Consider the following 22,285-nt stretch of genomic DNA (forward strand, 5'->3'; position numbering starts at 1 on the left):
TAAATAGCTTCTTTATTACTTTACATTATATCAACTATCTGTTAAATTTCTCTTGCAATCTGATATCCTTCTGTAATTGCATTTTTGATATTTCCTACCTTCTTTGCATCTCCGATCAAATGGTAAGAAACATTTGCTTTTTGGAGCGTTTCTTCTAATTTCGAATCTGGTAGGTATCCCATTGCAAGCACAAGTGTATCTGCATCCGAGATACAGTGTTCTTCACCATTTTCTGTATAGTAGATTTTCTCCGCTTCTACCTTTTCTACCTTTGCCTTACAGTGGATCTGAATTCCTTTTTTCATCATCCGCTGTGTCAGAAGACTTCTGCCCGGACCAGATTCCTGGAGCATGATCCCGTCTGCCATCTCCAGCAAGATGATTTCACGATTTCTCGGGAAGAGATCGTTGACAAGCGGAGCAAGATAGTCTGCCGTTTCACACCCTACAGATCCCCCACCAATCACTACTACTTTCCTTCCGGCAAACGCTTTTCCTGCAAGAATATCGTCTGCAGTCACGCAGTGCTTAAATGCAGTAAATGCATTTACTACAATTGGATCCGCACCTGTTCCTGCAATGACTTCATATCCTGCGAATTCATTTTTCAGCATTTCCTCTGTCACTTCACAGTTCAGACGGATTTCTACACCTTCCCGGATAAGTTTTCTCTCCATATATTGAATCACTTTCGTCAATTCCTGTTTTGCAATCGGAACTGCTGCAAGTTTTACAAGTCCACCAAGACTATCACCTTTCTCGCACAATACTACTTCATGTCCGCGTTTTTTTGCAACGAAAGCGGCCTCCATGCCTGCCGGTCCTCCTCCGATCACAAGCACTTGTTTCTTTTCTTGTGCAACCGGAATATTATCCTCGTTTTCCAGTTCCAGAGATGGATTAACGGTACATGCGACACGTTTTCCAAACATGATGCCATTTAGGCAACGCAGACATCCAATGCAAGGACGGATTTCATCTTCTCTTCCCTCACAAGCTTTCTGTACAAATTCTGGATCACAGAGGTTTGCGCGTCCGATCATGCAAATATCTGCTTTTCCATTTGCAATCAATTCTTCTGCGAACCATGGCTCTGTGATGCGCCCTACGGTCGCAACCGGAATCGATACTTGTTTTTTGATTTCTTCTCCGACTTTGCTGTGGGATCCCATCGGTGTTCCCGGTGCAGGGATCGAACTTCCTCGCATAATTGTAGTTCCTCCGGATACATGGATGAAATCAACCCCAGCTTTTTCTAACTGTTTTGCTACATATACAGCATCATTTAAGTTCTGACCTCCGTCTGTATATTCATCACCAGAAATGCGGACATCAATGATGAAATCCTTTCCGCACATTTTTCTGACTTCCTCAATGACCTCCAATGTCAGACGCAGTCTGCCGTGGATGTCTCCGCCGTAAGCATCTGTTCTCTTATTGTAGAGCGGGGAAAGGAATCCGCCAAGTAAGCCATGAGCATGGGCTGCATGGATTTCTACTCCGTCACCGCCAGCCTGCTTCACACGGAATGCAGCTTCCCCGAACTGTCTGATGATCACTTTCAGTTCTTCTATAGTCACAGCTCTTGGAGCTTCTTTTGCATAGTAAGGGCCAACATTGGACGGAGCGATCAACTGCGGAGTTCCCGGTATCGGAAATGCCATATAAGCTGGGTGAAATAACTGTGGAAGAATTTTGGCACCATATTTATGAACTGCGTCGGTCAGTTTCTTCCAACCCGGAATGTAAGAATCGTCGCAAATAGACATATCTCCCGGCAGATAAATATAAGTAGGCTCTACGGTAGTGACTTCCGTAATGATCAGACCAACTCCACCTTTTGCACGTGCCGCATAATGCTCAACCAACTCATCTGTGACATAACCTTTGTCAGCAAGATTTGTAGAAATCGGCGGCATAAATACACGGTTTTTTACTGTTGTCGTTCCAATCTGAATTGGGGAAAATAAATGTTCGTAAGAATTCATAATTTGTATCTCCTTCATATTCATTTGTTCTTGCTCTTATTGTACCATGTCTTTCTTTTCCAAACCCGCCCTTTCAGATACATCAGCAGGCAGATTTTGTCCTATTTTCATATGAGATTACAAACTTTTTTGAAAATCTGTGCCGATTTTGTCTTTACTTATCCGAAATTTTCCAGACAAAACAAAAGAGAAATCTTCTGCTATTTTCTATTCCTGCAAAAAATTTCTCTCTGCCTCTTTCGATTTTTTATGTTTCCTCAAAAAATACTTCTATTTTTCCATTTGCTGCAACTGTGACATCTCTCCACATTTCTTTTACCTGGCAGCAGAACTTCTCTTGCTCTTTCCAGATCACAAGCTTTGCATCTTCATACACCATCTGTCTGTTTCCTTCCACAAGATGAAAAAGCAGACTTTTCTGCTCTTCATCCAACTGCATAACTCTTCCTTCCTCATCTTTACTGTACTTGAGATTTTGTCTAAACTGCCTGCGGTAAGCACTGGGCAGAATTCCGTAGAGCTCTCGGAACGTTTTTGTATAAGCTTTTCCATTTGGCATTCCACATTCAAGAGCAATCTGTTCAATCTGCTCTTTTCCCTCCAACAACGCTTCCAGCGAGGCCCGCACACGAACATAAGATAAATATTTACTAAACGGAATCCCCATATATTTTTTCAAAAGTTTGGAAGTATAAGATAAGCTGAAAGAAAGCTGGTCTGCTACGTCCTGAAGCGTCAAAGGTTCTTTAAAATGTTCATCAATGTACTTGATTGCTTTAAGATAATTCTCCTGATACTCCGATTGAAGTGGAAGCTCCTCCAACGAAATATTTTCGCGAGCTGAAAAACAAACAAGTTCTGTCATCAACACATTCAATCGCAGCAGATTACTTTGACCATCCATCAACATCTTTACAAGCTCTCCGATCTTACGCTTCAACGGAAAATAGACAGAAGGATTCTTCTGGCTGTTAAAAACTCCCGAATAAAACTGCCCTTTTACTTCTCCTGTCATCGACTCCGGCATACGATCAAAGTCGATATGGATTGTCAGAATTTTTCCGTCATCTTTCCCACAGCGTTTTCTAAGCAGATGCATTTCATAAGGTGCAATGAGGATCAATTCTTCCTTGTGGACAATGGTAGAAAACTGTTCTGTCACAGCTTCATATTCTCCGCAGAGCACATAGGAAAGTTCCAGACTGCTCTGCCTTGTAAAAACATTTTGCGAAAATCCATTGATGCTAAGGCTCAAGGGATAACCGAACTTCTGCCCGGAAAAATCATAATATCCATTCATATCTTTCATAAATTCGGATCCTTTCTCTCTTCTGTCACTCAGACTTTCTCGGTGTTTTTTGCATATCTCATATTTTACCATACTTCGACGATGTTTCCTATCGGATTTGGCAAAGTAATCTGCTTTTTCAGGGATAAATAAAAAATCAGCAAAACCAAATCTTCGGCACTTTCTAAAAGCACCCTTCGGTTTTGCTGATTTTCAAAACACGCCGAAACGAAATGATTTCATCTATTTCTGATGAATTTGATAAGTTCCCGCCTCAAGATCTACGTTTACTTCTGTCCCGTCAGCAAAGACAGTTTTTTGTTTCTTATAATTTCCATCCACAAATTCATGGCGCACCATTTCAGAATAAGCAACCTTCTCCTGAAGTTCTGCCACAGTCCGATAGCGATCAATCTCTCTTTCGAGTTCTTCTCCTCCTGCCTCACAGTTTAAGTATGCAGCACCACCGTTTAAAAGTGCATACAGCATATAGTCTCCCTCCGGCTTATCGGCATCCATCATCCATGGGAGTACCATACAGTCATGGTATACGAGGTTAAACAGCGGAACCGGAACCCCAAGAGTCGAACCGTTTTCTTCCACCATAAATGAGTACGGACCATAGTGGGCTGTCACAAGACTTGGAACTGCCCAGTCGATTGTCTCCTCGGAACTTGCAATAATGTCATTTGCATTCAGGAAGTCAAAGCAGTTTTTCCGGTATTCCAGACATTCTTTTCGCGTCATCGTATGCCATGGATGCGCACATTCGTCCGGCTCGTTGCAGGTAAAGACATCCAGATATGTTCCTTCCAGCTGGATTCCCTGACGGAAAAGTTCTGTAAAGTTTCTCCTCAGGTAAAGTGGTGACTGGCTTGCACAGATGTATGTCTGCCATCCTCCTGCCCAGCGGCAGAAATCCGGTTTCTTTCCTTCCGGGGAAATCATGGAGAATTCCGGATCATATGTCTTTGCGTCAAAGTAGTAATCGCGGTACTGATCGTGGATCGCGAAGATATAATTCATCTCTTTCATACGGTCGGACAGTGATCTCATTCCTTCCCAACCACCGGCTTCCTCGCATGCAGGCAGGTAATCCGGGTGCTGATTGTCATAACCTGGATTTCCCCATCCATCCAGATGCAGATAAACTTTTTCAAGACCATGTTCCTTTAATTTCTGCATCTGCGCTTCCCTTACTGCAAACGGGATCACTTCATCATTCTTTTCCGGATGTTCTTTGTCATAATAGAAGGAATCCGGCGATACATGCGTTTTGATTCCGGTATGTACGATGGCGGAACCGATGAATTTATCCACGACCGGGTTTTTTGCAGCCTTTTCTTTCAGCGTAACAAGCAATGCTTTTTCCTTTGCGTAGGCTCTGTATACTTTACATAAATCATTGTAGTCTGCATCTTTTAAGAAACGGTATTTGATCGTACGCTTATAGGAAAGTTTTCCAAGACTCGGAAGCCATCTGACAGAGACATGACAGTAGTCAGACTCTTCCGGGTGCTCTACCTGATAGCCGGCATCCCATGGATCACAGACGATTCCGATATAGGCAGCTCCCGGTCTTACCTGTCCAAACCATGGCATAAATGCCCCGGCGCTGCACATTTGCCCGTCAAATACAATTTTTCCTGCATCATATTTCCAGTCATTTGGAATCAGCAGTCCCTGACGATTCGTGATAACGGTATACCAGTCACTTGCCTTTTTGCGAAATTCCATCTGTCCCGGCCAGTAGAAATTTCCGACAAGCTGCTCTGATTCTGTCAGAGGGTTCAACTCAAAGAAAACATCCTCCGTCGCATACTCGATCCAGATCACTGTCTGAAAACTTAAGGTATCCTCTTTCCCGGAAAGTTTAAAGCCGGAAAATACACTTCTGACCCCACAGCCGACACCGGTATTCCACGGGAAGTGTTCAATCTTACCTGCCTGATTGAAATATACTTTCTCATCGTTCACATAGAAATGCGGCTGATACGTTTTTTCTGACTGCCATGTTTCGCCGCAACTTGTAATCTCGATGCCGAGCGTTTCTGTGTTCAGAACAAGCGCTGTGTTCTGATGGCTTACTTTGATTTCATTCATATCCAATTTCCTCACTGTTTCTTGTTTTTTATTTATTTTATACCGAAATTGTTTCCCCGTCTATCCTTCGGAGATTTGTTTTTCTGTATTTTATGACGACGGATTTGTGGAAAAACGAAACACATGAGGGACAGGAAGTTTTTCACCCGTCAGTGTTTCCTGAATTTCGCTCCACAGCTGTTCCACAGACACTTCCCCCTCACGGAAATCGTCCGGGATCAGGCCACCGTTTTCATTTAATATTGCAAAGGCTTCCTTTGATTTCCCCGTCTGGTGCAGTGCTTTGGCATAGAGAAAACGAATCCGGGATTCTTGTTTTTGGATTTTAGAAAGCTTCTCATACCATTTGACGATCCCTGCACTGTCATGGCACAGATCAAGCAGGCGAAAACCTTCTTTTATATAAGAAAGTTCGTCTTTTGCAAGCGCCATTCCCTGACAGATGTAACGAGAGGTTTTTGCCTCTTCTTTCTCCTGCAGGCAGACACATGCCAGACCATGGCAGGCCCACGGATTTTCCGCAATCTCTAACGACTTCTCAAATGCTTTCCTGGCATGTCTGTATGAGCCTTCCTGATATTCCAGCACTCCAAGCTGGTAGTAGGCATACCAGTTATCTTTATTGTCTGTACAGACAGTCTTTCTCAGCAGATCAAGATATGCCCTTCCGATCACAAATTCCCCAGGCGGAAGCTTTGGATCCCGGCTGCACAGCTTTCCTGTCTTTAAAAATTCCTGCCAGTCATTTTTCGAATGTTTCCCTAAATCCTCAAAGAATAAATGTTCTGTTCCCCTGCGTTCTTTCTCCCACGCGCCAAACGGACTTCCGCATGCCACAGCAGAAGCAGGTTCTTTTGCTGTCTGTTTTGTAGAAACCAGCTTTTCTTCCAAATCCGGATATTCTGTCTTTGTTAAAATATAGTCTGCTGTGATCGATTTCAATTTCTCATAGGATTGAGACAAATCTTCTTTTGCCAGCTGAACCGGACCATACTGCTCCATCCACTCCCAGGCTGTATGCGGCGCCATAGGGATACAGCCGTACTGAGTTTTCCCAAGCCCTGCCTGGATCTCAATGTAGCGCCCCGCATCCTTTGTAAGAAATTCCTGCCAGCGGTCCGACCCTTCATTGTTTCCCCACGAGAACAGTTTCCTGCTCTGCAGCCGCTTTGTTGAGAGATGGAGAAGACCATAACCTGTCTCGTCCAGATGAGCGATATAGGTCGGAAAATCCTTTTCCAGTTCAAAGAAATAGTCCACTGCCTGTGGAATTTCTTTATATCTGGTCACATCCACTCCTTCCACAACCGGAATATCCACCTTGTATACTTTCCCTGCCTTTGAAGTATATGCCTGCTTTGCAGGCACGATGATCCTTCCTTTTTCATGTTCCGGCACGGCAATGTTGCTCCACCAGTACATCGGCACGACCTCCGTTCCCGGATTCACAACCCGCATACGGCAGTTCAGGAAGCGGCTTTCTTCCTCGAGCCAGAAATCCATCTGATAAAACACCCTTCGGATTCTTTCATATTCGTACATTCTGAGAATCGGGTATCCGTCCCCTTTGACATTTGCCACATACAGCGGAGCTGTCGTAAACGGAGAATGTCCGATGATCCCGATATTCCACTCAACGCCACCACTGAACCAGGCATTACAGACAGCAAGATTCCGAAACTGTAATACATCATTCGTATAGAGAAGATTTTTTCCGGTGCTCTTGTCGATCAGCGACCAGAGACGACCGCCCAATTCTGTCAGAAATTCTGCCCGCAGATATGCATTCTCCAGCACTGCCGTCTTTAGCTTTTTCTGGCGAAGCTCCCCTTTGTAACCATTATTCTGCCGATATGGATACGCACTTGGATACTGTCCGTAACCTTCATAGATTTCATCTGTCTCTCCCAATACAAATTCTGTATTGCTCTGCTGGAGATTCACATGTCCCACCAAGTCAGGGACGCTGGACGTTTCGCCCAGATCCGCTGCCGGCAGAACGATTTCATCAAATCTTAATGTTGATTTCATATCGTTTCTTTTTCTATCCTTTCACACCGGTGTGTGCTACACCTTCGATAAACTGTTTCTGGAAAATGAAGAACATCACAATGACCGGTACCACAGACATCACTGCTCCGGACATCTGCATTGGATAATTTGTCGTAAACTGCCCCTGAAGTGTTGCAAGTGCCGGTGCCAGTATCATTTTATCCGGTGATGTATTGGCGATCATCGGCCACATAAAACTGTTCCATGCCGATTTTCCTGTAAAGATCACAACTGCAACAATACCAGGTTTGATCAGCGGAAGCATGATCTGCGCATAGATCCGGAAGAATCCACATCCATCCACGATTGCTGCCTCTTCCAGCTCTTTTGGAAGTGACATAAAGAACTGACGCAGCAGGAATACCGTAAATGCACTGCACAGATTCTGTATAAACAATGCCGGCAGAGAGTCAAGCACACCTAACTTCTGCATGATTAGGTACTGTGGCATGATAAAAATCTGTGACGGAACCATCAGAACCGATAAAATGATAATAAAAATCAGATTTTTCCCGCGAAACCGCAGTCTTGCAAATGCAAAGGCTGCCATAGAACAGAATAAGATCTGTCCCAGAACCGTGATCACTGTCACGATAATCGTATTCAAATAGACTCTTGCAAACGGAAGTGCCTCAAGAACCCCTTTGTATCCGTCCAGTTTCAAAGATTCCGGAAGGATTGTCGGCGGTATTCTCATTGTTTCTCCGATTCCTTTAAACGAAGTAAAGATCATCCACAGGAAAGGGAAAACAGTCAATAACGTACCTGCGATGAGGACGATATGTACAAATAAATATTTTGTTGTTGTCTTCTTTTTCATCTTTCCTCTCCTACTCATAGTGAACCCATTTTTTCTGCATGATGAACTGTATTGCAGTGACGATCATTACAATCAGGAATACAACACTTGAAATCGCTGCCGCATATCCCTTTCTGCCGTAGTCAAACGCATTTCGGTAGAACATCATGACCAGTGTCTGTGATGCTGCAAACGCAGGACTGTCTTTCGGAATCATCATAAAGATCGTATCAAAGATCTGGAAACTGCTGATGATCGATGTAATGACCACGAAAAAGATGGTAGGTGTCAAAATCGGAATCGTTATCTTTGTAAACGAAGCCACCGGACCTGCACCATCGATCACTGCCGCCTCATAATAAGACTTTGAAATTCCCTGCATACCTGCAAGCAAAATGATCATATTGTATCCGACTGCCATCCAGATTTCTACGATCAGCACCATAAGCAGTGCATACTGAGGGCTTGACAGCCAGTTTTTCCCCTCGATTCCGAATGCTCCGAGAATAGAGTTCAGTACTCCGTACTCTCCGTTGTAGATCCACTTCCACACAAGCGAGATCGCAACGGACATTGTTACGGCCGGAAGAAAGTATAAGGTACGATAAATGGATTTTCCCCTGATTTTCGTATTTAGCAGCGATGCCGTCAAAAGTGATAAAAGTACGATTGCCGGCACAATAATGACTGCTGATTTTAAAGAGTTCATAAGCGCTGTGAGAAATTCTTTATCCTGAAACAGTCTGGTGTAATTATCCAGTCCGCAGAAGGATGCGACATTGAACTGATTTACATCATTAAATCCAAACCACAGGTTCTGCAGAAACGGGAAAATATAGAAGATACTTAACCCGATTACGACCGGAGCGATGAAGAGATAGGCTGCTATCTCTTCCTTTCTCTGTCTTTTTCCCATTTTTGGTTTTTTGGTAATTGTTTTTTCACGAGTCATAATAGTTCCCTCTATTTTTCATTCATACGGTCATAGATTTCCTGAGCTTCTTTCTGCAGTTCTTTGCTCACCTCTTCGATTGTTTTTTCACCTGTAAATGCTTCTGTATATTTTTTCACTTCCAGATCGCGGATCTCTGACATAGATTTGCAGTATGGCATCGGTACTGCTTCATCAATATGGTTTGTAAATGCAGCCAGGTTCCACTCCGGAATAGTGTCGGCAAAATATTTCTGTGCATCTGTTCTTGCTGAGATAACGGATCCCATCTCTCCTTGAATCTTCATAGCCTCTTCACTTCCAAGCCAAAGTGCAAAATCAATTGCCGCATCTTTTTGTTTGGAGTTTTCATATACAGCATAACCAAGTCCGCCTGCCATATTTGGCTCTTTTCCGTTGTAAGACGGATACTCTACGAGATTGATCTTATCTTTTATCTCTTCATTACTTGCAAACTGAGTTGTCATATAAGATCCTCCCAAAAACATTGCAAGACGTCCGGCTTCAAATCTTGTAGCTGCTGAAGAGTCTGTCAGATCTGCCACGGACGGAGAATATCCTTTGTCAATCAGGTCAATCCAGCACTGCACACCTTCCATTGTCTCCGGCATTGTATAAGTAGGCTCCTTTTTGTCTTCTGACATGATGTTTCCGCCTGCCGCAAAAATCGTTGAGGAGTAATTTTCAAAATCAACCGGAGCACCGATCGCATATACGCCATCTCCCATATTTCCTTTTAATTTTTCGCTTGCCGCAAGCATATCTTCCCATGTCCAGTCGTCAGTCGGATACGCTACACCTGCCTTGTCAAATAATTCCTTATTGTACCAGAGAGCTGCTGTTCCGGTATCTTTTGGAATCGCATATAACTTTCCGTCGATCGTATAGGAATCTGTCATTGCTTTTGCATAGTTTTCATACAGTCCGATGTCGGATTTCTCAGCAGGTTCTGTCAGATCTGCAAGAATTCCGCCTTCCTGGTATACCTCTGCATGCAGTGTATTTAACCAGAAAACATCCGGTGCAGTTCCGCCTGTTGCACTCGCTTCCAGCTTTGTCCAGTAATCTTTCCATGGTGTCAGCTGAATCTCTATGGACACATCCGGATTTTCCTCTGTGTAAGCTTTGATCATCTTTTCCAATGTTGCTTTCTGGTTTGTATCCCAGATTCCGACAGAGAGGTTTGTCTTCCCGCCTTTTGATTTTTCATCTCCTCCGCACCCTGCTAAAATACTTGCGCCAAGTGCCATTGTCAGTCCCATTGCAATAAATTTGTTTGCCTTTTTTTTCATAATTCTCCTTCTCCTCCATTGTCAGTTTTGAACAATTTTATTCGTCTTTTCAGTCGCGCAACTGTATTATTTATACTACTTATCATATGAGAAATCGCCGCCGATCACAATCTTAAATATTTTACATTCTTTTTCTTTTTTTACTTTTCCGTATTTTTACACAAAAAGAAGAGCAGGATTTTTCCTGCTCTGTGCTAATTTACCAAAGGGGATTCCTTCTGGTCGTACCATTGATTTACTTCTTCAATCATCTCCTGGCCGCCCAGCTCCAGCCATTTTGTCCGGTATTCCTCAAAGGCATCCACCGGAGTCTCCCCCATGACTATTTTAATAAATGTTTCTTCCGTCATATTATTTAGAACATCCTGTCTTTCACTCATCGCATTTGACGGAAGTCCATAGTATTGATTCTGTTCGTATCTGCCTTCTTCCACCAGCTTTCTGACCGTTCCCCACGCTCCGTCCTCATCCACTCGTGCAAGAAAGATTCCCCACTCATTGTTTTTCGGATAGATGCCGCCTTGTTTTTTCCACTGATAATATCCTTTTCCATAACTCCAGTAGGCAAGAAGTCTGTTTGATACATCAGGCGGTGTCTCCAGATCTCCGGTCGCAATCTGCGCATTAAACGATTCATACATCTCATCCACATCGTATGGATCAATATATTGGGCGCCGGACCATTCCCATATGAATCCATTCTCCGGTCTTGCCTCCTCAGGATAGTCCTCCTCAAACTCTGCAAACTGATTAAAAAGTGCCATGACTGCCTCCGGATGTTTGCATTTCTTGCTGATGACCCAGTACTTTTCTATAGATACCGTGTCCATCACCGCACCTTTGACACCTTCTTCAACAGGAATGGGCACTGCGACCCATCTGCTGTCCTGGTTCTTTGCAATCTCTTTTCCGATCAGAGAATCATATTCCCAGAACGGTGCGATCACAATTCCAATCTTTTCATCCAGCACATCTCTGGCAATCCTGTCATAATCATACAAAGGAAATTCTTTTGACAGAATTCCTTTCTCATAAAAGCGGTGAAGCATCTCCAATGCACTTTTTGTACTTTGACTGATCTCTCCGGGCACCAGTTCTCCGTCCTCTTCGATCCATGCTCCCGGATAAGATCCGGACATATTCATCAGCCCTCCCATACTGCCCAGGCTTTTTCCGAATACCTTATAAGTCAGACCGATTCCCTGCTCAGCTCCGGTCTTTTCCTGAAATGCCATGGCCACCTTCTCCAGTTCTTCGACCGTTTCCGGTACCTCAAGCCCTGTTTCTTCCAGCCAGTCTTTGCGGATCATCATAATGTTCAGCTTCCTTTTGGGATCCCAGTACTGCGGCAGTGACATGATATTGCCCTCCTCATCCGTCACTGCCTCAAGAACTTCCGGATCCCTGAAAATCCACTCTTTGAGTGTAGCATTTGCCTCCTTTAGTACCTCATTCCACGGCAGAATCATATCATTTTCCAGCAGGCTTCGGTAAACCGCCCCATCTTCCACCGCCATAAAATCCGGGATGTCCCCCAAGGCCAACGCCACGTTCAGTTTCTGTTTATACTGCTCTTCCGGTGCGATCCACATCCAGTCAATCTGAATGTTCAGCTTCTGAAGCGCAGTATCCAGGAAACTGTTATGTTCCGGTGTGACACCCTCGGGACACTCATCCTCGATCGCTCCATATTGTAATATCGTCGTCAGTGTAACCGGTTCTTCCTTCTGCTTCTCTCTTTCTGCGCAATCTGCCGCACATCCTGCCACAGCCGCCGCAGTAAACAGAACAGCCAGAAGCAAACTTCTTCCCTTTCTTTTTTTCATTTTCCCACCATATTCTTATTTTTTCGTGATTGTCTGTGCCCGGTATTCCGTCGGCGTCATCCCCGTATGCTTTTTTAAGAAGACAGTAAAATATCCGGATGATTTAAATCCAAGCATTTCTGAGATCTCTTCGATTTTTTCATTGCTGTCCTTCAGAAGTTCTTTCGCCTTGATGATCTTTGCCTCAGCTATAAACTGCGACAGATTTTTCCCGGTATTTGCCTTATAAAATCTGGACAGATAGGACGGATTAAAATATACCAGTTCCGCCAGTGTATCTAGAGAGATATCTTCCATAATGTGATTGAAAATATAAGTTTCGATTTTTTGGACGATCCTCTCATCTTCCGAGATATCTTTTTCGGAATTTGCTTCCATATAACAGAGAAAACTCATTACAAATCTGTGGATGTCACCGACACTTGTCATATAGCGCAGATGAAAATAGCTTTTTCTCAGATCTTCCGGAATCTCAGAATACTTTACATAGTTCTCGATATAGGATGCGATGACACCCACTGCCTTGTAATACTCCTGTACATCCGCAAGACTTCTCTCTTGATTTTTCCGTACATCCAGATAAAGCCTGTCGAAAGCTTCTCTGATTTCTCCGAATTTCTGTTCCATCAGCCATCGCTCCAGCCGTATTTCATACTTTTGCCTGTCTGCACTGCCGGATGGTTTCTCTTTCATAAAGTCCTCTATCCTGATAAAAACAGGGTTGTTTTCAGACCAGTTTACTTCTAACAGTGTGGCAAAAAGCTCAGTCTGCACTCCGAGTTCTTCCAGTGCCACCGGCTTTTCCGAATAAATAAAAGAGAGTTTCCGGCCTCCGAGTTCCAGCATGATATTTTGCATCCGGTTCAGAATATGCTGAAACTCCGGATACTCCTCAACTTTTGGCTGGGCAAGGATCAGATACGAATCATTGTATGGAAGAAATACACTGTAAATATGATAAAAGTACCTGTATTCCTCCTTGATCTGCAAAAGATACTGTGCCAGATCTTCCTCACAGGCTTCCTTTTTCTTCTCCGCACATAAAAGCCGTCCCATTCCGCAGGCCACAGGCTTATCACAATCCACGCCTTCTTCTTGGCAGACCGTAACAAGTGCTTCCGGTATCTTTTCTCCATGTCCATTCCTTAAGTATTCTGTCCACAGCTGTTCTCTTTGATTTCTCAGATACCTGTCTGTCAGGATCTTAAGCTGCTCTGATTCCAGCCTGTTCCGCTGCTCCTCCTCAATCTCAGTCATATATTTTCGGATCACTTCCACGAGCTTCTCTTCATCGCTCTTTAAGACATACTGGCCGTTAAACTCATGGATCGATCTGTAAATGTAATCAAATTCATTGTATCCGGTCAGGAAAAGTACTTTACATTCTTTCCAGTACTGCAGCACTTCCTCTGCAAATTGAAATCCATTCATGACCGGCATTTGAATGTCGCTGCACAAAATGTCCAGCTTTACACTCTTTGCGACCTTCATTCCTTCTCCTATCGTCGAAGCTGTATAGACGGTAAGATTTAAATTCTCCCGGTTTAAAGTCTCCTCCAGACCACTTACAATTCCCGGTTCATCATCAATCATCAGTATGTTATACATGTCTTTCTGCCTCTTCTTTCCTTATGATCACCGTATTTTTGATGCCTCCCAGTTCGCTGCGCTCGATCTTCATTCCATTCTCTGGATGGAGAAACTGCAGCCGCTTCTGCAGGTTTCCAAGTCCGGTAATGTTGACCCCTTCCTTTTCGAGCGCTTCCCTTGTCCGGGTTACCGTATCCTCATCTGTCTGATAACCACTGTCTTCCACGATGATCCTGACAGATTTTTCATCCGCCTCCGTGTGGATCTTCAGATACCCTCCGGTCTCCACATGTTCAAAGGCATATTTATACGCATTTTCCACGACCGGCTGCAAGATCAGCCTTGGAACAAGCATCTGCTCCGCCGCTGCCGGAAGGTCTCCTACCTCCATTTGAACTCTCTTCTCAAACCGGATTTTCTGGATGGTGAGATAATTCTTCATGTGCGTGTATTCTGCCTGCAAAGTTACCAGACTTCTTCCGGTTCTTGTAATATAGCTGTAATATTTGGACAAAGCCCTGCTTAGCTGCTCTACCTTTTCCACATCATATGACTTGCAGAGATTTGATATATTCGCAAAACAATTATACAAAAAATGGGGCTTTATCTGTTCCTGCAGATGGTCCAACTCCATCTGGCGCATGATGATCTCCTGCTCATAGCGGTGTCTGGTGTAATATTCGAGATATTCTTTCATTTTATTGAATTCCAGTGTCACATAATGAAATTCCTCCGGTCCCTGATGAACTGCAGGTTCCTTATAATTTTGTTCTTTCGCACTCTCCATAAACCGCACGATATTATTGAGCGGACGGTGAATTGCTCTGTTTAGATACCTTGAAAATGCGATCGCCGTGATCATCAGGAACAAAATGGCAATGCCGCCCAAAATATACAGATATTTTCGGAAGGATAAAAGGCTTGCAGGAATATAATACCGGACTTCAATCGGATATATGTCACTCTCAACCAGAAGCACATGATACTTCTCTTTTTCCTTTACTTCCGTCAACTCTTTCCCATCTATGGAAATCTGCATCACGATATCCTGATCCAGTTTCTGATCCAGCAGTTTGTATAATTCTGTGGAATTCAAGGAGACATATCCCTCGGTATATTCTTTCCCGTTTTGAAGTCCAAGTCTGAGACAGATCTCTCCGTCGGCAAGTTCAAGACGTTCTCCTTTAAATTGTTCCTCAGGGGCCTTGCTTCTCCCGAACCACGTTCCCACATCAATCCAGGTCTCATATTCCGGAATATATATCCCGATATCCTTAATATAGCTGTACTGACTCGCCAAAACCGTCAGTTCATTTTTGACCTTAAGTTTTAATTCCACCTCCTCATAGGTGGTAAGCTGTCCTTTCCTTCCCTGAAGGATCTGCATGTTTTCCCCGTACATGGTAAGTGTCAGCACATCTTTTAACTGCAGGATTTTCTGGTTTAAATCTTCCATCGACTCCTCTACGGTCCGCTGATACTTCTGTTCAAACTGTTTTTCTATCCGCAGAAGCACCTGATCTGCGAAAAACAAAATAGCAATCACGAGAAGGATATGGTACAGCAGATAATAAAAGGTCAGCCGATATGCCAGTTTAAAATTGTCCGATTTTCTGATTTTCATACCCCACCTCAACTCTCTCTGATTTCCTCCCATGTTCAGAATATTATAGCACAGATTCTGATCCTGTAAAGTAAAAAACAGAGCAGAGTATCTATTTCTACATACTCTGCTCTGCTGTAAATTGTGGACTTTAGTCTGTTTCGCCCATTGGAGTTTTTCGTTGATCCGAAAAATGGAGATGGGCGAAACAATAATCCACCCGCTATGGTGGTCATGATTGCTCTTGACAATGGAAACTCAAAGATTAATCTGTGATTCCCATATGGATCTTTGCATCTTCTTCTGTCTCTGCCACTGCTTCCAGCGCACACTCTAAAGCTTTCGCGATTGTCTCCAGAGCCATCGTCGCTGTTCCTACCGGCTTTCCTACCCCTTGTTCTGTCGCAAACGGTACATGGATAAATCCGCCGCGGATGGAAGGATATTTGCGATCGATCATATAAAGCAGATCGTACATGACATTGTTGCACACATAAGTACCTGCTGTATAAGAAACGCTTGCCGGAATCCCGTGATCGTTGACATTTTTTACCATCGCCTTTACCGGAACCGTTGCAAAATATGCAGTGTCTCCATCTTCCTGCACTTTTACATCCATCGGCTGATTTCCGGCATTGTCTGGAATCGGAGCCTCTGAAAGATTGATCGCAATGCGTTCCTCTTCGATATCCGCTCTTCTCCCCGCCTGTCCTACACAGATGACTGCATCCGGATTGTGTTCGATGATTCCTTTTTCTACAGCTTTTCCCGCTTCACCAAACACGGTCGGAATCTCTAATTTTATGATTTCTGCTCCTTTTACGCTGTCCGGAAGAAGCTTTACTGCCTCATAAGCCGGATTGACATTTTCTCCTCCAAATGGATCAAATCCTGTAATTAAAATTTTCATCCTGTTATTCTCCCTTCTGTACTTGTTATGATTTTTATTTAAATGCAATCATGTAGCAGATCTGGAACACTAACATGATCACTGCCACTACGACCTGATTTTTGATTACGGTAAAACGGTTCTTCATATCAAGAAGTGCAATCGGAACGATATTGAAGTTCGCCGCCATCGGTGTGAGCAGCGTACCGCAGTATCCGCAAGTAAGTCCAACCATACCGATCAATACCGGATCCGCTCCGTATGCCAGCACAAACGGTGCTCCGATTCCGACAGTCATAACAGTGATTGCCGCAAATGCATTTCCCATGATCATAGTAAAAAGCACCATACCGATCGCATAGATAATGATCCCAAGATTCACATTTCCTTTCGGGATAATATTCCCAACAATATCTGCAATGACATCTCCGACTCCGGCTGCTGTAAACACTGCCCCGAGACATGCAAGAAGCTGCGGCAGCATACTGAGCGGTCCTACCGTAGAAAGCATACGCTCAGAATCGTTTAACAGGACTTTCGGTGTGTTGGATTTCAAGAATGCACAAAGCAGTACAGCTGAAACAAGGACACCTACTCCAAGTCCTACCAGCGCTCCGAGGTCTGTAAATACCGCGAAGATCAGTGCAAATCCACCGATTGAGAGCGCCGGAAGGAAAATCTTCATTCCAACTTTCTCAAAGTTTGCTTTTGTCTCCGCTTCCTGAGGCTTGTCATGTTTTCCGACACTTACTTTCTTTAATATCGCCGGAATACACATCACTATGACAAGGACTCCTGTCACCTTGGCCGGGATCCATCGTCCAAATGCAATGACGATTCCGAGGATGATCCAGAAAAATGCTGTTTCCGCACGGGAAGGATTCTCTTTGTCCTGTGCATTCTTCACTCCAGTGTAGATCGTGATAAGTCCTGTTAAAATATAAAAAATCTCAAGCAGTTTTCTGCCGAGCGTAACCTCTGCATCCATAAAAAATGCCATAATCTTCCTCCCTCCTACTTCTCTTTTCCGTAATACTTCTTAGACAGTTGCTTGTCTTTCAGGAAATAATATACGATTGTGATGATCAATGCAAAGACTGCAACCGGAACTTCCACTTTTGCAAGATCCACCAGACTTACATCATATCCAAGTCCCGCAAGTGTACCCTGCACAAGAAGTCCTCCACTTCCGCCGATGAACAATACCTGGAAGAAGAACCACATGATATTTTCCATTCCGGCCGCCATTCCCTTTGCCTGCTCTTCATGTTCTTCATTGATCTCTCCTTCTTTGTTCTCAATCGCCGCTGTGACCATCGGCATGATAACCGGTCTTACAAATCCTGCAACCCCGCCGAATCCTACATTGAATGCTCCAAAGATTGCTCTCATCACACCATATGCAGCAATAACGACACTTGCAGATGCTCCTTTTACCTTGCCGATCAGTGCTGCTGCCGCTTCTTTGAGACCGCTTCTTTCCAACGTTCCTGTCACAAGCATGACAAGAATAAAGATCGTCATATTTCGGTTATCGATAAAACTTTTCCCGAGTGTCTCTAAGAGTCCATCCACTCCGAGACCGCCTACGAGCCCCGTCACGATCAACGCTGCCATGATCGTCAGGATATTATCCAGTTTCAGGGCAAATCCGACAATAACGATCAGAATGCCTATTAAGGTGATATATTCCATACCTTTTTCTCCTTTACTTTTATAAAATATTTATGTTCCCACGTCATATCAGACCAGCAGCGGGCGCTGTCTGATATGACAGATTGAAACCTTATCTTTCTCATTTTCCTGTGCGGACAGAAAAATGCTCTTTCCTTTCAGGATCATATCAATTGTGGCAAGATCATGTGTCACATGTGCCTTTGCACAGAGGTTCAGATAGGCCCCCTGTGCCGTCTCGTCAGCAACCTCACTTGTATATGCCACGGTCGTGATCCACGGAAAACGAATGGACGGATACCGGTGATTGATATCTGCTGCAAACGGTATCCAGTAATTGATCATTTCTTTGTAATAGTCTGCCGGAAATAATTTCGGCATCCAGCCATGGGCGAATTTCTCAAATTGTTCCATCCACTCCTGATTCCGGCCCGAGATGTCTTTCTGTGCCCCGATTGCGTCTGCAATCACATCTTCCATCTTTTTATTGACTGCATAGTTGCTCCGGGTCTGCAGGTCATGACTGGTGGGACAAGACACATTTTAAATCCCAGACGGCGCTATTATCAGATCCTCAATCAGTTTACAAAAGAAGGAATCGATTCCGGGGAAATCTCTTTCCCCGGATCTTATAAGGAGCTCAGTGAACAGATTGCCTCACTCCAACGCGGACTGACCTACGACTGGTGTCTGAACGAACAGCGTTATTCCCTTTTACACCGTGGGAATCAGATCGTTTCCGGATATCTGTATTCTCTGAAGTCTCCTGATTCTGGTCAGCATTCCCGCTCCGTTTAATACAAGTGAACCCCAAATTAACAAACTCTAAAAATAGAACAGATATGCTTTTTCTCGGAGAGAATCGATTACAATGCATATCTGTTCTATCTTTATCCATGCTTCTATTCTATTTCAACAACTTGACACTCCCCACAGCTAAAGCAGGGGGATTCTTGCTTCAACCACTACTGCATTGGATGATACCATGCGGTACTTCAATGTCTTACACAGTGTCCACAAGCTAGATTATACTGTTCCCGTATGCCCTACGGTGCAGTCTTATATATATTTATTTATGCTGACTGCATTTGCAGTCCTTTCTTCAAGATGTTTATGCTTGCATTGCTATCTCTGTTATGCACTGTATGACAGTCTGGACACTCCCATATACGAACTGTCAGATTTTTTACCAGTGGATTCTTATATCCACAACAAGAACATGTCTGGCTGCTTGGATACATCGCCGGTACTTTTACAACATCATTCCCATACCAGACAGCCTTATATGCAAGCATATCAAAAAACTTACTCCACGACGCAGAACCGATGTGCTGTGCCAGTTTATGATTACGCATCATATTTTTTACTTTCAAATCTTCTATGCAGATCGTTTGGTTTTCACGAATCAGTATCGTTGATTGCTTTTGTAAAAAATCGTTTCTCTGATTGGTAATCTTTTCGTGGACGAAAGCAACTTTTACACGTTGTTTATTACGATTGTTTGAGCCTTTTTGTTTGCGTGACAGTTTACGCTGTTCACGTATGAGCTTACGCATGGACTTCTCAAGATATTTGGGATTTGACACAACATTTCCGTTACTATCAGAGTAAAAATCTTTGATACCTACATCAATGCCAATGCAGTCGCCCTTGTTTTGTCTTGGCTGGGGTTCAAATTCTACATTGAGAACTGCAAAATATTTCCCCGTAGGAGTATGCTCTATCGTTACGTTGTTGATTTTTCCTACTTCCGTGGACTGACGTATTTTGACAAATCCAAGTTTGGGAAGTTTGATGTATCTTCCCACGATACGGATATTACTCCCTTGGTTGATTGTTCGGTACGACTGTCGGCGGTTATGTTTACTTTTAAATATTGGGTGTGCAGCACGTTTCTGAAAAAAGTTCACAAAACCTCTGTCCAAATCACGTAAAGACTGCTGTAACGCAATAGAATCTACCACTTTAAGAAATGCAAAATCTTCACACTTTTTAAGCTCGGTCAGCATAGCCGAAGTCTGAGCATAGCCAATTTTATTGCCATTCTCATAGGCTTCATTCCGCATAGCAAGTCCTTTGTTGTAGATGAGTCTGCAACAGCCAAGTGTCTGATTGATTAAATTTTGCTGTTCCCTGTTCGGGTAGATTCTAAATTTGATACCTTTTTGCATTATCCCAGTTTATCCTTTTATCTTTGCGATGTTTTCTGATTTTCGATATACTGCTTGTTAACCGCTTTGCGAATACCGAACTGAGGGTCTGCCTCCATGAGTATGTATACATGGTCTGGCATGATTTCCATTTCCATGATGTCTACAGAAATATTTGCAGCATACTCAAGAAGAAGTTCCTTTCATCGGGTATCTATTCCATTTGTTAAAATTTTGCGTCTATACTTAGGACACCACACAACATGGTATTTGCAAGAAGAGACTAAATTCTCTTTCTTTCCATTTCGTTTGCAAGTCTGATTCCCGCCTCATAACTTCTTCTCAAGAACTCCTTCTGATTTTTTTCATGACAATTCAATTCCAAGACAATCGGAAGCTCATAAGGAGATTCTGCCAGCACATCTGTCACCGCTTCCCAGTCAATCGTCCCTTCCCAAGGGATCCAATGCATGTCACAGCACCATACCAGTTCTTCTTTGCCGTCAAGATCTATACGCGGACCTCCGAGGTTATCGTTTAGGTGGACACTGAATATCCGGTCCCGGTAACGTTTGGCAAATGTAGTCATGTCCTCATTTAAGATGACATGGGTGTGTCCGGTGTCCCAACAGATTCCAATGTATTCTTTTGGATAGCGCGCAAAAATCCGGTCAAACTGACGGTACTGCTCTCTTGCCGGGATTTCCAGCATCGTTTCCAGGCAGATTCGTATCCCTCTCTCCATCGCCTCAGGCTTTAGTTCATCAAAGGATTTAAATACTTGTCGGTAAAATTGTTCTTCGCTTCCCGGCTGTTCTCTAAATGTCAGATAAGGAACATACAAGTGAATCACAATCTCTCTTGCTCCAAGCACCTCGGCCAATTCCATACGGTTTCGTATCAGCTCTACCCCCGCCTGCCTGCTGTATTCATGAAAAGAAGCGAAATCTTTCCGTGCCTCCATATCTTTTCGCATCGCGGAAGCAATGCGGCTTCCTTTGGAAGCATGCAGAGATTTTGCTTTCAGTCCGAATGTGTCAAACCACGACTTGATCTGGAGCATCTCCGACGGTGCATACAAATAATCTCCATCCCACTCATGACACCAGTGGACATGGGTAAACCCTGCCTCGGAAATCCTCCGCAATCCCTCTCTAATCTCAGAAAGTTTTGTACTCTGTCCTCCAAAATCAGAGGCAAATCCCAACTCAATCATTATTCCATTCCTCCTCTTTTCTCTTTATTTTTATATAGTTCTGAAAGAGAAAGTCCTACATCATTATTTAAACTGAAATTCATATATACTTGCCACAAGATTATTTAATTTCAATGTTTGTCATAGTTACTAATCCAAGACGAATTAAAATAGTTTCTACAATACGATACCAAATGATAATTGTAATCAAAGCGAGAGCATATAAAATAATTGATGCTTGAAAATATTGTCTGTTAAAGTAAATAAGGATAAACGGTGGAGACATTAAAATTACAAAGAATATAATGCTTACAATTATTTTTTTAATGCTCTTTGTATCTGCTAAATCAAATTTGGCTCCACAAGAACATTTGTTTGGTATCATTCCAAATTTAATATTCATTTTAGAACCACAGTTCATACAATATAATTTCTTCATTTTCTTTTCCACGCTTTCCAAATTCCATTTGTCTATTACTATTTACTACAATATATCATTAGAAAATTGAGCAGTCATTACTTTTCTGCTATCTGTCAGAATATTTTTTGTCCCTCGCCTTATCAAGAGTGCAAGCATTACTTAATGTTTAAAAACGAAGTCGGACACTCTTGCATTTTAGCTAATGATGGAGTAGAAGCACTTTCAATTTTGGAAAAGAATACGGTTGATCTTATCATTTTAGATATTATGATACCACGATTAGATGGATTTACTGTATGTAAATTTGCGCGAAATATATGTGATGTCCCTATTATTTTTCTAACTGCCAAAGGCGAAGAAAATGACAAACTCAAAGGGTTTGTAATATACGGAGTGCTATTGACTTGTATTGGGATTATCGTTATGAAAAAGCGGGATATAAAATAAACTATCTGCCGCACGA

The 22,285-nt window shown here is 43.2% G+C and carries 18 protein-coding genes and 1 pseudogene; 1 reads left to right on the forward strand and 18 read right to left on the reverse strand.

The annotated features are described in order from the left end of the window. Nucleotides 1-41: 41 nt before the first annotated feature. The 18 genes and pseudogenes from ACGG81_RS07485 to ACGG81_RS07570 form a co-directional block, all read right to left on the reverse strand. Nucleotides 42-1,988 carry an FAD-dependent oxidoreductase gene (locus tag ACGG81_RS07485; RefSeq protein WP_390107641.1) on the reverse strand — a complete coding sequence of 649 codons (1,947 nt, stop codon included), beginning with the start codon at nucleotides 1,986-1,988 and terminating at the stop codon, nucleotides 42-44. Nucleotides 1,989-2,235: 247 nt separating this feature from the next. After that, nucleotides 2,236-3,297 carry a helix-turn-helix transcriptional regulator gene (locus tag ACGG81_RS07490; protein ID WP_390107643.1) on the reverse strand — a complete coding sequence of 354 codons (1,062 nt, stop codon included), beginning with the start codon at nucleotides 3,295-3,297 and terminating at the stop codon, nucleotides 2,236-2,238. Between the two features lie 222 nt (nucleotides 3,298-3,519). Then, nucleotides 3,520-5,379: a DUF5696 domain-containing protein gene (locus ACGG81_RS07495; RefSeq protein WP_009261909.1), complete on the reverse strand. Its 1,860-nt coding sequence runs from the start codon at nucleotides 5,377-5,379 to the stop codon at nucleotides 3,520-3,522. A gap of 90 nt (nucleotides 5,380-5,469) precedes the next feature. After that, a complete protein-coding gene (locus ACGG81_RS07500) occupies nucleotides 5,470-7,410 on the reverse strand; it encodes a DUF5107 domain-containing protein (protein WP_390107646.1) in 1,941 nt (646 codons plus the stop codon). Between the two features lie 13 nt (nucleotides 7,411-7,423). Further along, entirely contained in the window at nucleotides 7,424-8,251 is an 828-nt protein-coding gene (locus ACGG81_RS07505) for a carbohydrate ABC transporter permease (RefSeq protein WP_009261911.1), read from the reverse strand. Between the two features lie 10 nt (nucleotides 8,252-8,261). Further along, the gene (locus tag ACGG81_RS07510; RefSeq protein ID WP_009261912.1) at nucleotides 8,262-9,182 is read right to left on the reverse strand and encodes a carbohydrate ABC transporter permease; all 921 of its coding nucleotides are present in this window, start codon (nucleotides 9,180-9,182) and stop codon (nucleotides 8,262-8,264) included. A gap of 11 nt (nucleotides 9,183-9,193) precedes the next feature. Then, entirely contained in the window at nucleotides 9,194-10,474 is a 1,281-nt protein-coding gene (locus ACGG81_RS07515; RefSeq protein WP_178027628.1) for a sugar ABC transporter substrate-binding protein, read from the reverse strand. Between the two features lie 194 nt (nucleotides 10,475-10,668). Next, nucleotides 10,669-12,300: an extracellular solute-binding protein gene (locus ACGG81_RS07520; RefSeq protein ID WP_009261914.1), complete on the reverse strand. Its 1,632-nt coding sequence runs from the start codon at nucleotides 12,298-12,300 to the stop codon at nucleotides 10,669-10,671. Between the two features lie 15 nt (nucleotides 12,301-12,315). Continuing rightward, on the reverse strand, nucleotides 12,316-13,908 hold the full coding sequence (locus ACGG81_RS07525; RefSeq protein WP_178027630.1) for a helix-turn-helix domain-containing protein: 1,593 nt from the start codon (nucleotides 13,906-13,908) through the stop codon (nucleotides 12,316-12,318). Then, on the reverse strand, nucleotides 13,901-15,514 hold the full coding sequence (locus tag ACGG81_RS07530) for a sensor histidine kinase (RefSeq protein WP_178027631.1): 1,614 nt from the start codon (nucleotides 15,512-15,514) through the stop codon (nucleotides 13,901-13,903). Before ACGG81_RS07530 ends, ACGG81_RS07525 begins: the two co-directional genes overlap by 8 nt. Nucleotides 15,515-15,758: 244 nt before the next feature. Continuing rightward, nucleotides 15,759-16,403 (reverse strand): pyroglutamyl-peptidase I, encoded by a 645-nt coding sequence (pcp, locus tag ACGG81_RS07535; protein ID WP_390107651.1) that lies wholly within the window; start codon nucleotides 16,401-16,403, stop codon nucleotides 15,759-15,761. A 34-nt stretch (nucleotides 16,404-16,437) separates the two neighbouring features. Then, complete coding sequence (locus ACGG81_RS07540; RefSeq protein WP_390107654.1) at nucleotides 16,438-17,382, reverse strand: DUF979 domain-containing protein; 945 nt, start codon at nucleotides 17,380-17,382, stop codon at nucleotides 16,438-16,440. Nucleotides 17,383-17,396: 14 nt separating this feature from the next. After that, nucleotides 17,397-18,077 (reverse strand): 5-oxoproline transporter, DUF969 family subunit, encoded by a 681-nt coding sequence (locus ACGG81_RS07545; RefSeq protein ID WP_009261923.1) that lies wholly within the window; start codon nucleotides 18,075-18,077, stop codon nucleotides 17,397-17,399. A gap of 48 nt (nucleotides 18,078-18,125) precedes the next feature. After that, the gene (locus ACGG81_RS07550; protein WP_270196105.1) at nucleotides 18,126-18,536 is read right to left on the reverse strand and encodes a hypothetical protein; all 411 of its coding nucleotides are present in this window, start codon (nucleotides 18,534-18,536) and stop codon (nucleotides 18,126-18,128) included. A gap of 593 nt (nucleotides 18,537-19,129) precedes the next feature. Continuing rightward, entirely contained in the window at nucleotides 19,130-20,227 is a 1,098-nt protein-coding gene (gene tnpB / locus ACGG81_RS07555; RefSeq protein WP_178027637.1) for an IS200/IS605 family element RNA-guided endonuclease TnpB, read from the reverse strand. Nucleotides 20,228-20,244: 17 nt separating this feature from the next. Beyond that, nucleotides 20,245-20,496 (reverse strand): annotated as a pseudogene (gene tnpA, locus ACGG81_RS07560) (IS200/IS605 family transposase); the annotation flags it as partial. Further along, nucleotides 20,490-21,422, reverse strand: coding sequence for a sugar phosphate isomerase/epimerase family protein (locus tag ACGG81_RS07565; protein WP_390107657.1), 933 nt, complete (start codon nucleotides 21,420-21,422; stop codon nucleotides 20,490-20,492). The pseudogene tnpA and the gene ACGG81_RS07565, both read right to left, overlap by 7 nt. A gap of 100 nt (nucleotides 21,423-21,522) precedes the next feature. Beyond that, a complete protein-coding gene (locus tag ACGG81_RS07570) occupies nucleotides 21,523-21,840 on the reverse strand; it encodes a hypothetical protein (protein ID WP_009261927.1) in 318 nt (105 codons plus the stop codon). Between the two features lie 144 nt (nucleotides 21,841-21,984). Between ACGG81_RS07570 and ACGG81_RS07575 the strand changes: the two genes are divergently transcribed. Next, nucleotides 21,985-22,269: a response regulator gene (locus ACGG81_RS07575; protein ID WP_039930499.1), complete on the forward strand. Its 285-nt coding sequence runs from the start codon at nucleotides 21,985-21,987 to the stop codon at nucleotides 22,267-22,269. Nucleotides 22,270-22,285: the final 16 nt, after the last annotated feature.

Source organism: Faecalimonas umbilicata (assembly GCF_042846195.1).
GTDB lineage: Bacteria > Bacillota > Clostridia > Lachnospirales > Lachnospiraceae > Faecalimonas > Faecalimonas umbilicata.